General features: G+C 48.8%; 16 protein-coding genes. 10 read left to right on the plus strand and 6 right to left on the minus strand.

Annotation, left to right across the window (positions count from 1 at the left end; translation table 11 throughout):
- The first annotated feature begins 29 nt into the window (after positions 1-29).
- The 4 genes from I4W93_RS16045 (at position 30) to I4W93_RS16060 (ending at position 3,308) form a co-directional block, all read left to right on the plus strand.
- On the plus strand, positions 30-911 hold the full coding sequence (locus I4W93_RS16045) for a LysR family transcriptional regulator (protein WP_205311810.1): 882 nt from the start codon (positions 30-32) through the stop codon (positions 909-911).
- 75 nt (positions 912-986) lie between these two features.
- Complete coding sequence (locus tag I4W93_RS16050) at positions 987-1,334, plus strand: RidA family protein (protein ID WP_205311811.1); 348 nt, start codon at positions 987-989, stop codon at positions 1,332-1,334.
- Between the two features lie 241 nt (positions 1,335-1,575).
- Positions 1,576-2,403, plus strand: a complete 828-nt coding sequence (locus I4W93_RS16055; RefSeq protein ID WP_205311812.1) for an ABC transporter permease subunit — start codon at positions 1,576-1,578, stop codon at positions 2,401-2,403.
- Complete coding sequence (locus I4W93_RS16060) at positions 2,400-3,308, plus strand: ABC transporter ATP-binding protein (RefSeq protein WP_205311813.1); 909 nt, start codon at positions 2,400-2,402, stop codon at positions 3,306-3,308. The genes I4W93_RS16055 and I4W93_RS16060 overlap by 4 nt, the downstream gene beginning before the upstream one ends.
- An 18-nt stretch (positions 3,309-3,326) precedes the next feature.
- Here I4W93_RS16060 and I4W93_RS16065 read toward each other — a convergent pair whose 3' ends face one another.
- On the minus strand, positions 3,327-4,253 hold the full coding sequence (locus I4W93_RS16065; RefSeq protein ID WP_205311814.1) for a matrixin family metalloprotease: 927 nt from the start codon (positions 4,251-4,253) through the stop codon (positions 3,327-3,329).
- A 123-nt stretch (positions 4,254-4,376) separates the two neighbouring features.
- Here I4W93_RS16065 and I4W93_RS16070 point away from each other — a divergent pair, with 123 nt between their 5' ends.
- The 3 genes from I4W93_RS16070 to I4W93_RS16080 are packed head-to-tail and all read left to right on the plus strand — an operon-like array spanning position 4,377 to position 6,159.
- A complete protein-coding gene (locus I4W93_RS16070) occupies positions 4,377-4,826 on the plus strand; it encodes an NfeD family protein (RefSeq protein WP_205311815.1) in 450 nt (149 codons plus the stop codon).
- Positions 4,827-4,852: 26 nt separating this feature from the next.
- The gene (locus tag I4W93_RS16075; protein ID WP_224673502.1) at positions 4,853-5,785 is read left to right on the plus strand and encodes an SPFH domain-containing protein; all 933 of its coding nucleotides are present in this window, start codon (positions 4,853-4,855) and stop codon (positions 5,783-5,785) included.
- A 20-nt stretch (positions 5,786-5,805) separates the two neighbouring features.
- The gene (locus I4W93_RS16080; protein ID WP_205311816.1) at positions 5,806-6,159 is read left to right on the plus strand and encodes a hypothetical protein; all 354 of its coding nucleotides are present in this window, start codon (positions 5,806-5,808) and stop codon (positions 6,157-6,159) included.
- Positions 6,160-6,262: 103 nt separating this feature from the next.
- On the opposite strand, the gene I4W93_RS16085 is transcribed toward I4W93_RS16080, so the two are convergent.
- Positions 6,263-7,174 (minus strand): arginase family protein, encoded by a 912-nt coding sequence (locus tag I4W93_RS16085; protein WP_205311817.1) that lies wholly within the window; start codon positions 7,172-7,174, stop codon positions 6,263-6,265.
- Positions 7,171-7,626: a hypothetical protein gene (locus tag I4W93_RS16090; RefSeq protein WP_205311818.1), complete on the minus strand. Its 456-nt coding sequence runs from the start codon at positions 7,624-7,626 to the stop codon at positions 7,171-7,173. Before I4W93_RS16090 ends, I4W93_RS16085 begins: the two co-directional genes overlap by 4 nt.
- Positions 7,627-7,934: 308 nt before the next feature.
- Between I4W93_RS16090 and I4W93_RS16095 the strand changes: the two genes are divergently transcribed.
- Together I4W93_RS16095 and I4W93_RS16100 are read left to right on the plus strand one after the other, a co-directional pair.
- The gene (locus I4W93_RS16095; RefSeq protein WP_205311819.1) at positions 7,935-8,351 is read left to right on the plus strand and encodes a hypothetical protein; all 417 of its coding nucleotides are present in this window, start codon (positions 7,935-7,937) and stop codon (positions 8,349-8,351) included.
- On the plus strand, positions 8,348-8,542 hold the full coding sequence (locus I4W93_RS16100; RefSeq protein WP_205311820.1) for a helix-turn-helix transcriptional regulator: 195 nt from the start codon (positions 8,348-8,350) through the stop codon (positions 8,540-8,542). The genes I4W93_RS16095 and I4W93_RS16100 overlap by 4 nt, the downstream gene beginning before the upstream one ends.
- 87 nt (positions 8,543-8,629) lie before the next feature.
- On the opposite strand, the gene I4W93_RS16105 is transcribed toward I4W93_RS16100, so the two are convergent.
- Together I4W93_RS16105 and ubiK are read right to left on the minus strand one after the other, a co-directional pair.
- Positions 8,630-9,919, minus strand: a complete 1,290-nt coding sequence (locus I4W93_RS16105) for a Xaa-Pro dipeptidase (RefSeq protein WP_205311821.1) — start codon at positions 9,917-9,919, stop codon at positions 8,630-8,632.
- 3 nt (positions 9,920-9,922) lie between these two features.
- Positions 9,923-10,210 (minus strand): ubiquinone biosynthesis accessory factor UbiK, encoded by a 288-nt coding sequence (gene ubiK / locus I4W93_RS16110; RefSeq protein WP_205311822.1) that lies wholly within the window; start codon positions 10,208-10,210, stop codon positions 9,923-9,925.
- Between the two features lie 139 nt (positions 10,211-10,349).
- On the opposite strand from ubiK, the gene rep reads away from it, so the two are divergent.
- Positions 10,350-12,365: a DNA helicase Rep gene (rep, locus tag I4W93_RS16115; RefSeq protein ID WP_205311823.1), complete on the plus strand. Its 2,016-nt coding sequence runs from the start codon at positions 10,350-10,352 to the stop codon at positions 12,363-12,365.
- On the opposite strand, the gene I4W93_RS16120 is transcribed toward rep, so the two are convergent.
- Positions 12,339-14,945 carry a bifunctional diguanylate cyclase/phosphodiesterase gene (locus tag I4W93_RS16120; RefSeq protein ID WP_205311824.1) on the minus strand — a complete coding sequence of 869 codons (2,607 nt, stop codon included), beginning with the start codon at positions 14,943-14,945 and terminating at the stop codon, positions 12,339-12,341. The genes rep and I4W93_RS16120 overlap by 27 nt on opposite strands.
- Between the last annotated feature and the right edge of the window lie 188 nt (positions 14,946-15,133).

Here is a 15,133-nt window from a genome sequence, read left to right on the forward strand (position 1 = left end):
AATAACTGAACGTTCGTTAAAAGAGAACTATGAGCCGGCTAAATTACCACCATCTGTATTATTTCTGGCAGGTTGCCAAAGGCGGCAACCTAACCGAAACCGCACAGCGGCTGCATGTGTCGCAGTCGGCTTTGTCGGCGCAAATTAAGCAATTGGAACACAGCATGCAGGTGCAGTTGTTTTCACGCCAGGGCCGCAAACTGGTGCTAACCGACAGTGGCTATCAGACATTAAAATATGCCGACGATATTTTTAGCCGCGGTGCCGAGTTGGAGCAACTGCTGTTAAAGGGCATGCAGCCGCAAAGCAGCCCGATACGCATTGGCACTCTGGCTACTATGTCGCGTAATTTTATTGAAAGCTTTATTACGCCTTTATTGGCAACGGCTGACAGCCGCTACAGCCTGGTGTCGATGAACCAGACTGCGTTACTTAATGCCCTGGCGCAGCACCACCTGGATTTGGTATTGAGCAATATTGCAGTACAGGGTAATGACAGCCAACTGTGGCAATGCCGCCTGCTGGCCCGCCAGCCGGTGGCCGTCATTGGCCCGCCGGGTAAGGCGCTTAGCGATAATTTAGCTGCTTATCAACAGCAACGCTGGGTTTTGCCGCCGGTACAAAGCCCTATCCGTACCGCCTTTGATGCATTCGCCGCGCAGTATCAACTGCGGCCAGACGTAGTGGCGGAGGCCGACGATATGGCGATGTTGCGATTGTTGGCGCGTGATAGCGGCGCACTAAGCGTGATGCCCGAGGTTGTAGTAAAAGACGAGCTAAAAAGTGGCCGGTTGCAAAAATACCTGACCTTGCCACAGCTGTATGAGAATTTTTATATCATTACCACTCAACGCGAGCTGCTGCATCCGCAGCTTGCTGTGTTACTGCAGGCATTTACGCAAACAACATAAAGCAGACGCACTGCTCCGACTGGTCAGCGGCGTAAGTTCAGGTTAGCCTGTAGCCACTAATCTGAGGAGTAACGCATGACAATACAACGTATTTTACCTGCCAGCCGCTATTCTGAAGCGGTAATCGTTAACGGTTTAATTTTTTGTGCCGGCATGGTGCCAGACACCCACAGCACCGATGCAACTTTACAAACCGAAGATGTGCTGGCGCAAGTTGATGCTTTATTAGCACAGTGCGGCAGTGATAAAAGCAAACTGGTTGATGCCACCATTTATTTGGCTGATATGGCCGATTATGCCGCGATGAACTTAGCCTGGGATAACTGGGTAGCGCCGGGTAATGCGCCGGCACGTGCTACAGTTGAAGCTAAACTGGCCGACCCGAAGTGGAAAGTTGAAATTAAAATTGTCGCCGCACAATAAAGTGGCCCAGTCGACCGCCATTCCGCGGTGGTCGATATTCCTGAGTATCAACTGCAGCGGCAGCATATTTCTGGTTTAACTCTAGATTAGTCAAATTGACCATTTGTTCGCACACATTTTAAATCAAGTTACAGAGAATAAATTATATTATTGAAATTTATAAAGAAAAAGCTGGCATCAATACTGCTAAGTTAATGTTGTCGTTTACTAATCTGCTATTCACTTTGCACAGGAAGCTGCTATGTCCAATTCTTTAACCCTGTTTCAGCACGCTGGCATGTATGCCAGTTTTGAACTACGCCGCTTGTGGCAAACGCGGCCGGGCTTGATGACGCTGGCCGCGACCACGGTCATTTGGGCCCTGCTGTTTCGCTACGCCATAATGCCGGCGGCAGATCTTATTGCGTCGCGCGGCTTTATTGATTTTATCAGCGGTGTGTTTGGCAATACCGGCTTACAGCAACTTAGCCAATGGCCGGCACCTGAACTGGCGGTATATTGGTTTTTTAGTCTGTTGCTGCTGCCGTTGTTCAGCCTGTTTTTTACTGCAAATCAACTATGTAGTGATTTGGAGCGCGGTACATTACGTTTTCTTAGCCTGCGCAGTAGCCGCACGGCCATAGTGCTGGGACGATTTGCTGGCCAAATGCTGGTGCAGGCCTGTCTTATTTTACTAACCCTGTTAGCTACTCTGTTGCTGGCAAGCTGGCGTAGCGGCGGCGTGTCGTTCGACATGCTCAGCGCCACCCTGGTTATTCTGCTGAACCTGCTGATTGTACTGCTACCTTTTACGGCATTAATGAGCGTATTCTCGGCATTAGCACGCTCAGCTAAACTGGCCGTAAGCCTGGCAATTGTTACGTTGGGCTTGTGCTTCGCGCTATTAAGCTGGTTTATTTTCTACTTTCCGGATTTCCTGTTTTTGCTCGGCTACCTACCAGGCGCTCAGGTGTTCCAATTGCTGCCACTACATGGTTGGCAAACTCTGCAGCTGGCGATATTACCGATAGCTCAGGCGGCGGCATTGTTGGTATTGGCAAGCATTTTTGTAAACCGGAGAGCATTATGAGCGCAATTATTCAATGCAATGACTTGAGCAAAAGCTTTGGCCGAAAAACGGCGTTGCAGCAGGTGAGTTTTGAACTAATACCGGGTGAAACTGCCGCATTAATTGGCCCAAATGGTGCCGGTAAAACGACCTTGTTCAGCATTTTATGCGGTTACCTGCGCCCCGACAGTGGCAAGGTACAGATTTTTGGTCATCAGCCTGGCAGCCATAGTTTGTTTGGCAAAGTAGCCGCGTTGCCACAAGATGCCCAGTTTGACCCCGCATTCGGCATTGGTGAGCAACTAGACTTCTATGGCCGCCTGCAAGGACTAAGTCGCAAAGCGGCAAGGGCTGAAACCACACGAGTGCTGGCACTGGTTGATTTATCAGAGCACTACGCGCACAAGGCATCGGCTTTGAGCCATGGCATGCGTAAACGCGCAGCAATTGCGCAAGCGTTTATTGGCGCACCGCAGTTGATCTTGCTGGATGAACCTACTGCCGGATTAGATCCGGCCAACGCCTTGCATATCCGCCAACTGATCGGCCGCTTAAGTGGTGAGGTAAGTTTTATGATTAGCTCGCACAATATTTTTGAACTGGAGCAGCTGTGCAACAAAGTATTGTATCTGCAGCTGGGCCAGCTTAGCAGCCAAAGCAACAGCGACAACGGTACAGCCGAGCAGCAATACTTAACTTTGCAACTGGAGCAAGATAGCAGCGATGGCCTAATCGCGGCACTTAACCAGTTAACCGGGCTAATTAGCTTGCAGCAGCTACAAAAAAAGGAGCTGGTACTGTGCTACAACCCGGCGCAAAACGCACAGTTTGATTTGGCCGTACTGCAGTGTCTGGCAGTGAATGGCTGGGGTTATCGCAACTTCATTAAAGGCCAGACATTAGAGCAAAAGTTATTTAGTGTGTAGGCGCTGTCGGCAATGCGGCTAAAGGCCGCATTGCTGCTTTAATGCCTGAACATCGGTATCTGTAAGTCCGCTTTGCTCTGCACTTAACGCAAAATACATCACCGACTCCGCCTTATCGGTATGCCCCAAGCCCAATGCATGACCAAACTCGTGCAACAATGTCAGCTCCAACGCCGTTGCCGAGGTATAAGCAAAGATAGTCATGCTGCGGGTGCGGCCATTGATCTGCATGGTACCGACCTCCGATGCCGCTATTTCGGCAGCTTGGTTTGGTAATAACGCGTTTCTATCGGCAACGGTCTCGTTTAAGTAACGCTGTTCACGTAACAAACGTTGTTGCTGCTCGTTTAATGCATCGGCCTGTTGCTGCAACTGCTGTTGCCGCTGTTGCAACTGGTTTTGCTGTTGTTGCAACGCAGCCAGGTTAGCGGCGGTTGCCTGCTGAGCGCGCTGTTCAAAAGCCGACGCATCGGCAGTATATTGTTCATTCTGGCGGCTAAACTGCTCCTGACGTTGCTTTAATTGCTTGGCCTGTTGCTGCAAATTAGCCTGGCGCTGATCGATATTGGCGTCATAGCGCGCCAGATTGCGCTTTAACCGCGCTTGCTGTAACAGCTGCTGTTGGCGCTGATCAAAGGCAAAGTTTATAGCAAAACCATCCAGACTATCGTAGCGAAACAACTCGCGTCCCAAGGCTTTATTCCACTGCTCTGCAGCACGATGCGCAGCTTGCTCGGCCTGCTCCAGTGTTAAATCAAACGCAGGGTCTAACTGGCCAATGCGCCAGGTTACCGGAGTCTGACACAAGAACTGCTGCATGGCTTTATCAGCATATTGCTGCAACAACTGCGCGGCTGGCGCGTCTTTGCGCACCAGCGCCGAAACTACCTGATAACTTGCATACAGCAGCAACACATAAAACAGTGCGCGCAGAAAAAATTTCATTTTGCTCTCCACTACAAGCCAGCGCTATGACAAAGCCTGTTACAAAGTGGCGGGAGTTTAGATTGACCACTTTGTATGGCATAAGTTAATGTGCAGCATAACAATTGTTAAGGAGCAAATTAAGTGAATATTGCCACCCTGTGGATTATCATCGGTATCGTGCTAATTCTGTCTGAACTGCTGGCCACCAGTATTATTGCGGTATTTTTTGGCATTGCCGCTATCGTTGTCGGTTTATTACTTAACTTTGGCCTGATAGAAAGCTACAGCGTACAGTTTTTGCTGTTTGGTGTGTTATCGCTGGTGCTGCTATTTACTGTGCGCGGCCAGTTTAAACGCTGGTTTGTCGGTTACACCGCCGACAGCAACGAGCAACCCTCCCGTTTTAGCGAAGATATTGGCAGCCGGGTCAGTGTACATGCAGATTTTGTCCAGGGTGCCGGCCGCGTGATATTAAACGGCGTGCAATGGGACGCCGAATCCGCCGATAACCTAAAAGCCGGTGATGTCGCCTGGGTGGTTGCCAACCATGGTATTAAACTGCAAGTCTCGGCGAGTAAGCCCGCAGCATAATTTTAAACGTTAAGGAGTAACAACAGGTGCAATTAGATATCAATACTATTTTAATGGCTGGCTTCGCGCTGGCGGTGGTACTAACCATTGTGAAAACGGCGCGCGTAGTGCCGCAAAAAAGCAATTTTGTTATAGAGCGCTTGGGTAAGTACTCGCGTACGCTGGATTCGGGCTTTCATATTCTGATCCCGTTTGTCGACAAAGTGGCTTATGTACATAGTTTAAAAGAAGAAGTGATCGACGTGCAGCGGCAAACCTGTGTTACCCGCGACAACATTCAGGTGGGTATCGACGGTATTTTATACCTGCAGGTTATCGACCCACATAAAGCCAGTTACGGTATTAACGATTACCGCTATGCATCAGCTCAGCTGGCACAAACCACTATGCGTTCAGTTATCGGCCAGACCGACTTAGACAAAACCTTTGAAGAGCGGGCAAAAATTAACGAAGAAGTGGTAAAAGCGCTGGACGAAGCCGCTGCGCCCTGGGGCGTTAAAGTGCTGCGTTATGAAATTGCCGACATTGAACTGCCAATAAGCATTAAAGATGCACTTGAGCAGCAAATGCGCGCAGAGCGCGAGCGTCGCGCCGCTATCGCTAAATCAGAAGGTGAGCGTCAGGCGATGATTAACGTGTCAGAAGGCCAAAAGCAGGAAGTGATTAACCTGTCTGAAGGTGACAAGATGCGCCAAATTAACGAGGCCGAAGGTCGCGCCCGCGAAATCGAGCTTATCGCTATCGCCACCGCTGAAGGTATCCGCCAAATTGCTGAAGCAATAAACCACCCGGGTGGTTCAGAAGCGGTCAGCCTGCGCGTAGCCGAGCAATACGTAAAAGAGTTCGGTAACCTGGCCAAAGTGAACAACACCATGATAGTACCGGCCGAGCTAGCCAATATCGGCGGTGCGGTTGCCGGCTTGACTGAAATTCTTAAGATTGCCCAGCCGAAAAAGTAATAGCATTTAAGGATCACGTTATGGCAACACAACAACTATTCAACGAAGCGCTGCTGAAACTGGCCATTATGATGTACCGCATAGACGGTAAAATACGGCTGAATGAACAAGAGCTGGTAGACGCCATCGCCGACAATTTAAGCTGGGACGGCATTAACAGCATTACCGCTATCCAAAGCCAGGCCATGGCCGATGTGCGTGACGCTATTCGCAGCGATAAAACCGAATCCTATTTGGCCAGCCTGAAAGACGACTTAATGTTTGATAAACAAAAAGCGCTGGATACCGCTAAGCAAATTATGCAAAGCGATGGTGAAGAAGCACAGAAAGAGAGACGCCTTTACGATTATCTGCGCCAGCAACTGCTGGTATAATTAGCGTTAAGTTCCAACATTAAAAGCCAGCAGCAATGCTGGCTTTTTTGTCTGCGGTTTATTAAAAATTAAATGTAGAACCTGTCGGTGAATACTAAAATCACTAGTCTATTGCTGTCACAGCTTTAATTCCTGCCTGTATCGCTGCAGCGCTATCTTTGCCATAACCGCCACCACCTAAAAACACCGTGGGAACATGCAGTGCTTTTAAGCGCTGGTACACCAGCTTATGGCTTTGCGCTACTTCGGCCACGCTAAGTGCTAAACCACCCAACGGATCTGTGGCTAAAACATCTGTACCGGCTACGACAAAAGCGATTTTATAGCCGCTGCTTAGCTGCTCTAATGCAGCACTAAGTTTATTCAGATATAACTCACCGCCGGTGCCGCCGGCTAATGGCACGGCAATATCAACTCTGCGCCGGCTCACTGCGTCGTTGGGATAAATATCAGCGTTGTATACATCCAGCAAGGTCACATTTTTATTATCGCTAAAGGTGCGGGCATTGCCGTTACCATGGTGGGCATCGATATCAATAATCAGTATTTTGTCATCGCCTGCTAACTCGCCACTGGCGATAAGCTGCTGATAGCTAATGCCTATATCGTTATAAATACAAAAGCCTTCCATCCGGTGTGGGCTGGCGTGGTGATAACCACCGGCAAGATTCCAGGCATCGACTCCACTTAGTGCCAGTCTGCCTGCTGCTAACGTACCGGCGACGCCCCAACGCATCGGCGACAGTATTCTGCTATCCAACCATGAAAACGACAGAAAAGGGATTTTCGGAATTTCCAGCGCACGGCATAACGCGGCTTTATCTTTGATCTGAATTTTCAGCAACTCATTCAGAGAGTTGAGAATGGCATCTTCAGCAATAGGACCCTGCAGTGCAATAACATCTGCAGCATTTAACACCGCGCGCACTTTACTGAATTTGCAGCCATCAAACGGGTGCAGAAATTTAAATATACCAACGTTAATGTTGTAATTTTCGTGATAGATAATTTTCATGCTGACTTCAGTTCATTTGCATAGCGCATCACGTTTGCCGGAGTCCAGATGCCGTAACCTAATATGCGACCGACTTTAGCATATTCTGCCGCATTGGGTTTAAATGACGGCTTTTTATTCGCGCCTCTTTTCAAAACATCTACAACTAAGTGCGAGCAATTATGGCGGGCTATCTGGTAGCGTGGCACGTTGTTCTGCAGGAAGTTTACATAATGCAGCATTGGCACTTCATTGAGGTTAGCAATATCAATTGTAATCGGCTTGCGGCCACCTTCATTCTCAATGTCATGCTCAAGGCTTTCAACATAAGCGCCCGGGTGGCTGGTTTTTATCTTCAAGTCTTTTTTGCCTGCCTCACCATCTGGCCAGAAGCTGACATAAACGTCTCTTATAGTCAGCGCGGCATGGCCAACATGCTTCTCATCCCTTAACCAAATATGTACCTTTACCATGGCTTGTCCCTCTGCTTTGAAAAGCCATCATGATATTCATTTAAATAACATAGATAAATAATTTGTTGCATTTAATTTAAATTAAACTGCAGCACCAGCTTTAATAGAAACCTTTGGTTACTGACTAAGGCTGTATTGCACATAACTAAGTAGCTCGCTTCAGGCTGGATTTTTTATGGCAGCATGCAAAAATAATCAATTAGACTTTACACAATGACACTAACACTTGACATGGCAATTTATCCGCTCTACTCTTCACGTGTCAAGCAAGCTTTACTTAAAGTCAACAACACTTACGAGGCATGAGTATGAACGACACAGCATCAACTACGTTGGCGCAACGCAACAAAGCGTCCACCAAAGCATTATTTGTATGGACCCTAGCTTGGTTACTGTCTTTAGCGCTATTAGCTTTTGGCCCGAAGCTTTTATGGAACTTTAGCGTCACCATTAGCCTTGCCGTTATCGCAGTTAACCTGGTTTTTGGTTACTGCATGATTATTACTAATAAAAAATATCTGGATGGTTTAGATGAACTGCAGCGACAATTGCACATGAACGCCATGGCGATATCGCTTGGGGTAAGTGTAGTATTTGGCGCTATTTATGGCCTACTGGAACCCGCCCGGCTGCTTGACTCAACACCCAGCCCTTCCAACATTCTGTTTGTGATGGGTATTTCGTATTTTATTAGCTTGGTTATAAATTTTCGGAAATACCAATGAAAAACCGATTAAAAGTATTGCGGGCAGAGCGCAATTGGACCCAATCCGATCTGGCAAAAGCACTAGATGTGTCGCGGCAAACCATCAATGCGATAGAGAATGAAAAATTTGATCCCAGTTTGCCACTGGCATTTCGTGCAGCAAAGATTTTTGCTTTACCGATTGAGCAGATTTTCGATGACGGTGAGTAATGATAAAAGCGTGGCCGCGCCTGTCGCGCTAATACCGCCAGGCCTTGCTGCAGTAAATCGCGCAGCAAGGCCATAGCTTAATGATGTTTAGTCAACCTTCTTTACCAGCTCGCCACCCTTAATAACCACCGGAATATTCTCCAGCAGGGTAATTTGTTGTAGCGGGTTGCCCTTTACTGCCACCATATCGGCGTATGCACCAGCCTGCAGCACGCCAACATTAAGTTGGCCTTGCTCGTTGCGCCAGTTGAGTAATTCAGCTGCCGTTACGGTGGCACTTTGGATAGCCTGCAGTGGTGTCATACCCCATTGCACCATATAGTTAAGCTGACGGGCATTAAGGCCATGAGTGTACACACCAGCGTCCGTGCCGTAAGCGATGTTTAACCCGGCTTTTACTGCTTTGCTAAAATTTTGCCGTTGTAGCTGGCCCACGGTGCGCTCTTTGGCCAGCGACTCGGGCAAAATACCAGCTGCTTCGCCTTCCTGCAGAATGTAGTCGCTGACATAAACATCCATTACCAGGTAGGTACCCTGGCGTTTGGCTCGTTTGAGGCTATCGTCGTCAATAAAACTGGCGTGTTCAATTGAATCTACCCCGGCTTCCAGCGCACGCTTAATGCCGCGCAAACCGTGGGCATGGGCGGCAACGATAGCACCACGATCATGCGCCTCAGCCACCAGCGCCTGCATTTCGTCCAGGCTAAACTGACTGGCATTGACGTCGGTATTGCGCGACAACACCCCACCCGTAGCGGTAAATTTAATAACATCGGAGCCGTATTTCATATTGCTGCGCACTTTAGTGCGGATCGCATCAGCGCCATTAGCTACCCCATCACCACTGGCCTGGTAGGTGTGTGGCAGCAGGTTATTGTCGCAATGGCCACCGGTCATACAAATCGCCGGGCCGGAAACACGCATACGTGGGCCAGCAATTTCTTTAGCGTTAATAGCATCGCGCAGGTCAACATCGGCAAAACCTGCCGCGCCCAAATTACGCACCGAGGTAAAACCTGCCTGCAATGTGGCCTGTGCAGCGGTAACGCCAAACAATGCCTGCCGCGCCGGTGTTTGCTGCAAACGACGGTAACCATGCTGCGCTGGATTGGCCGTTAAATGGACATGCATATCAATTAACCCCGGCAGCACGGTGTAAGCAGATAAATCGGTAAGCGGCAAAGCCCATTGTGCACTAGTTAACGTGTTTAGCGGCACAATACTGTGTATGCGATCGTGCTCAAGTAAAATGGCTTGCTCCGGCATCAGCTTGCCACTTCGCACATCAAGCAATTGTCCGGTTATAATCAGCTGGTCAGGTTGTGCCATCAGCGAAGACGACAGTAATAGCAGGCTAAGCAGAGCAGCAGCTTTCATCACTTACTCCTGATCTGAGCTGGGGAGCTGCTGTGGCGTCATATCTTGGGTTTTTTCTGCCATTAAAGCGGCCAGTTGCTGTTCCATTTTTTCCAGTTTCTCGCGGGTACGCAGCAGCACCTGGCGCTGCACATCAAACTCTTCGCGGCTGACAAAATCCAGATCGGCCAGTTTGCTTTGCAAAACTTGTTTTACCTTGGCTTCAACGTCATCGGCAAATTGGCGTACCTGCGGCGGAATGGCGTTGCCGATTTGTTTGGCGATATCTTCAATTTTTTTTGGATCGATCATTTTATTCTCCTTTGTTGCATCAACTACTTGCAGCATTTATTAAAGCATTGGCTTCATTCTACAGAGCAAAAGCCGGATAGCGAATGCTATTTAACGGCAAATTTCGTTACAATGCCGCCTTGGCTATAAGGGTGTGTCAATGAAGTTAAATCCGCAACAAAATGCTGCTGTTAAATTTATCTCCGGGCCCTGCCTGGTGCTGGCCGGTGCCGGAAGCGGTAAAACCCGGGTTATTATCAACAAAATTGCCTATTTAATTCAGCAATGTGACATGCCGGCACGGCATATCGCCGCGGTTACGTTTACCAATAAAGCAGCACGCGAAATGCGCGAGCGGATTAACCACGAGCTGCCCAAGGCCGCCACCCGTGGCCTGACAATCTCTACCTTTCATACCCTTGGGCTGGAGATCCTGAAAAAGGAATACCGCCATATTGGCTATAAAGCCAACTTTACCCTGTTTGACGACCAGGACAGCATGGCGCTGTTAAAAGAACTGAGCGAAAACGATATTCAGGGCGATAAAGACTTATTGCGTGCGCTGCAAAGCCGTATCAGCAGCTGGAAAAACGAATTAACGCTGCCGGCCAAAGCTATTAGCGAGGCGCAGGATGCGCAAAGCATCAGCTTTGCTAATTATTATCAGCACTATACGCAGCAACTTACTGCCTACAACGCACTGGATTTTGACGACCTTATTTTAATGCCTACTTTGCTGTTTCAGCATAATGCAGAGGTACGGCAAAAGTGGCAGCAGAAAATTCAGTATCTGTTGGTAGATGAATATCAGGATACCAATACCAGCCAATACCAGCTGGTGAAATGGCTGGTAGGTGAGCGTCAGCGTTTTACCGTAGTGGGCGATGATGACCAGTCTATTTACTCGTGGCGCGGGGCAAGGCCACAGAACCTGGCGCTGTTAAAAACTGACTTTCCGTCATTAAATGTGATTAAGCTGGAACAGAACTACCGCTCGGCCGAGCGCATTTTAAAAGCCGCCAATATCTTAATTGCCAATAACCCGCATGAGTTCGACAAACAGCTGTTCAGTGAAAACGGTTATGGTGTGCCGTTAAAAGTGCTGCCCTGTAAGCACGAAGAAGACGAAGCGGAAAAAGTGGTGGCTGAGATCATCTCACACCGTTTTATTAACCGCAGTCAATACCGCGACTATGCCTTGTTGTACCGCGGCAACCATCAATCGCGCCTATTTGAAAAGGCGCTAATGACCAACCGCATACCCTACAAAATATCCGGTGGCACCTCGTTTTTTTCCCGCAGCGAAATTAAAGATGTGATGGCGTATTTACGTCTGGTGGTAAACCAGGACGACGACAATGCCCTGCTGCGCATTATTAACGTGCCACGCCGCGAAATAGGCGCCGCGACGTTGCAACAAGTGGGTAACCTGGCCAATGAAAAACACATCAGCTTGTTTGAGGCGTGCTGCGACAGCGAGCTGTCGATGCATTTATCGGCCCGCGCCCACAATGCGGTAAAACAGTTTGCGCAGTGGATAAGCAATATAGCCGACAACGTACAGCGCGCCGATCCGGCTGAAGCAATACGCGATTTAATTCGCCAAAGCCATTATGAAGCTTGGTTATTTGAAACCAGCACCAGCCCCAAAGCCGCCGAAATGGCGCTGAAAAACGTTAACGAGCTGTATCGCTGGATCAGCGAAATGCTGCAAGGCAAAGATGACGACGAGCCGATGACCTTGCCCGAAGTCGTCACCCGGCTGACGTTGCGCGATATGATGGAGCGCCAGGAGCAAGACGACAATGCCGATCAGGTGCAATTGCTAACCTTGCATGCCTCCAAAGGGTTGGAGTTTCCTTATGTATTTATGGTAGGCATGGAAGAGGGTATTTTGCCCCATCAGGTCAGTATAGATGAGGACAATGTTGAGGAAGAGCGCCGGTTGGCCTATGTCGGCATTACCCGTGCGCAACGCGAGCTGATATTTACCTATGCCAAAGAGCGGCGCCAATTTGGTGAAGTGATCCGGCCAGAGCCCAGCCGGTTTTTATACGAGTTGCCGCAGGATGATTTAGAGTGGCAGAGCGCTGTACCGGTAAAAACTGTCGAGCAGCGCCAGCAAACCGGTCAGGCGCATATTGAGCGTTTACGCCAGTTGCTGAAGAACAACTGAGGGGGCACAGGCTAAGTCTGTTGCATTAAGCAATTCTGATACGTATTTGCCTTGCATAAAGCAGCAGCCTTCAGCCAGCAGTAAATTGAGTAAATCAGCACTATCGACGCCATCAGCCAGCAAACGGAATTTATAGTTCAACGCCAGGCTTTGCAGCATCTGCAACAACTGACGCTTTTGTTCGTTGCGTAACAACTGCCGGCAAAAGCCCGCGTCTAGCTTGACGAAGTCGAATTGTTGCTGCAGCAATAAGCCAAGCGGCGCGACATCAGCTGCAAAATTGTGCAACGCCAAACGTACCCCTAACTGCTTCAGCTGTTGCATATTAAGGTTAATGGGCGTGCCAGCCTGAATTAAGTCACGCTCGGCAAAGGCCAAACACAACCGATGCGGGTTCTCCAGCGCGCCAATACGCTTTTTTAGCATCTCATACAAATCGCTTTGCAGCAGGTGCTGCACACTCAGACGAACAGTGAGCAGCCCAGTATCGCGAGCACTTACGGCTAGTTTTAGGCAAGCTTGATGCAGCATTAGCTGTTCTATTTGCGGCAAAATACCGACTTGAGTCGCTTGCGCTGTAAAATCGTACTGCGTACCCAATTGTGGGTGTTGCCACTGCGCATGCACCTCATAACCCATCAGATTACGACCCTGCCCACATAAAATCGGCTCGTACACCGGTATAAACTGCTGTTGCTCAAGTGCCTGCAGCATGACTTGCTCAATACTTAATGCCTGCAACATTTGTTCGCGCATCGTTTCATTAAAAATTACAAAACGGTTGCGGCCCATTGATTTTGCTTGATACATAGCGGCATCGGCATCGCGCAGCAAAGCTTCTTCCTTGCCATGATCGTGCCTGAAGTAAGCTATACCAATACTGGCACCCGAGTGCACTTGTTGGCTCTGCAGTAAAAAAGGCTGGCGAACCATCTCAATAATACGTTCAGCCACTTCTTCGGCATCCGCTTCATTGAGCAAACTGGTTAGCAATACCACAAATTCATCACCGCCCAGACGCGCCACAAGATCATGCTCACGCACCGAGGTTTGCAATCGCTTACTCACCTCTATCAAAAAGGCGTCGCCGATATGATGGCCGAGGGTATCGTTGATCAGTTTAAAACGGTCGAGATCGATAAATAGCAGTGCCATTTTCAACTGCGGTTGACGCTTACTCAAGGCAAATTGCTGCTTTAACTGCTGTAAAAACATTTGCCGGTTGGCAAGCCCGGTTAACGCATCGTGATTGGCTTCGTAGAACAGTTTTTGCTCTGCTTTTTTCCGCTCTTCTACCTGCAACCTTAGAAACAAGTTGGTTTGACGTAACTCACGGGTACTTTCAAAAACTTTACGCTCTAGATCTTCTTGATGCCGCTTTTGTTGTTCAGTGGCTAATTTACGCTGCACAGCCACAGCTATGTGTTGCGACACAAAGCGCAAAATATTCAATTCAGACTCAGAGTAGCTATAACTTTGCGCGTAGGACTGCAATGCAATAACACCAATAACACGCTGCTCAATCAACAACGGCGCACCCAACCAACTGGTAGAATGCCGTGCTGGTTTAGCGGGATCAGCCATCCCACGCCGAATTTCCCCACTTGCGACCAATTGCTCTGCCGTATCGGCATTAATAAGCCGGGCATCACCACAGCGGATGACATATTCTGTAAAACCGCGATTAAGTGGCCGTTCCCGTGCGGGCGGTGAATATTGATCCAAATAGAACGGAAAAGTCAGTTTAGATTTGTTGCTGTCCAGCAGGGCAATATAGCAATTATCTGCCGGCATCAGCTCAGAAAGCACCTGATGTACGGCTTGATAAAAGCTGCTCATGTCGCTGCTGCTAGCAGTAAGCTCGGATATGCGATACAACGCGGCCTGCAGTTGCTCGGCACTGGTTCGTTCTTTGATTTCTTTTTGCAACGACTTATTAATGGTTCGCAGTTCTGCAGTACGTTGGCGCACGGTATCTTCTAACAATTCGCGGCTTTTTACCCGGTCCAGCGCGGTAATTGTATGGCCACCAAAGCTGCTGAACAAAGCCAGATCTGCGGCGGTATAAAGCTGTTTCGCGTTATAAGACTGAATGGCCATCACACCAATTATCTGCTGCTCCCGGCACAACGGAATACCCAGCCAGTGCGCGCAAGGTGAGCCTTGTGCTTGAATGTGTCCGTCCTGCACAAGCTGTTCAAACTGCTCTGAATCACATAATAATGGCTGGCCTGTACGAGCGACATACCCAGTCAAACCGCTGGAGAAGGCACTGGACGGCACTTGGGCAATTATTTTTTGGTCTTTTTCGTCTGAGAAATATTGCGGTGAATACTGTTCGCTTATGCCGTCGTAAAATACCACGTAGAAGTTTTCTGCGTGCAGCAGTTCGGCTACCATCTTGTGGATAGCAGGATAAAACTCCCGCATATCACTGATAGTACTGGCAAGTTCAGAGAGCTGCAATAATGCGCCCTGAATAGTGTAGGCTTGCTTATACCGCGTGGCTAACAGGGTCAGCCGTCGCAGCTTTATTTCAGCCTGGCGTAAACGCTTGTTCAGTTCTGTTGTTCCCTGCAACGATGAGCCGACATTTATGCCACCAGTTACTACCGGTGCGCTTTATTTTACTGGCTCCATTATGCACAAAGTTTAATCACATGGAAGAACTTAATCGGTACTTATTAACAATTAGCCAGTAACACTCGCTGCAACAGCGCAGAAAACAACAAAGGCCACATATTGTGACCTTATTGCTGTTCTCTCAG

The organism is Rheinheimera maricola, from assembly GCF_016918075.2.
Lineage (GTDB): Bacteria > Pseudomonadota > Gammaproteobacteria > Enterobacterales > Alteromonadaceae > Alishewanella > Alishewanella maricola_A.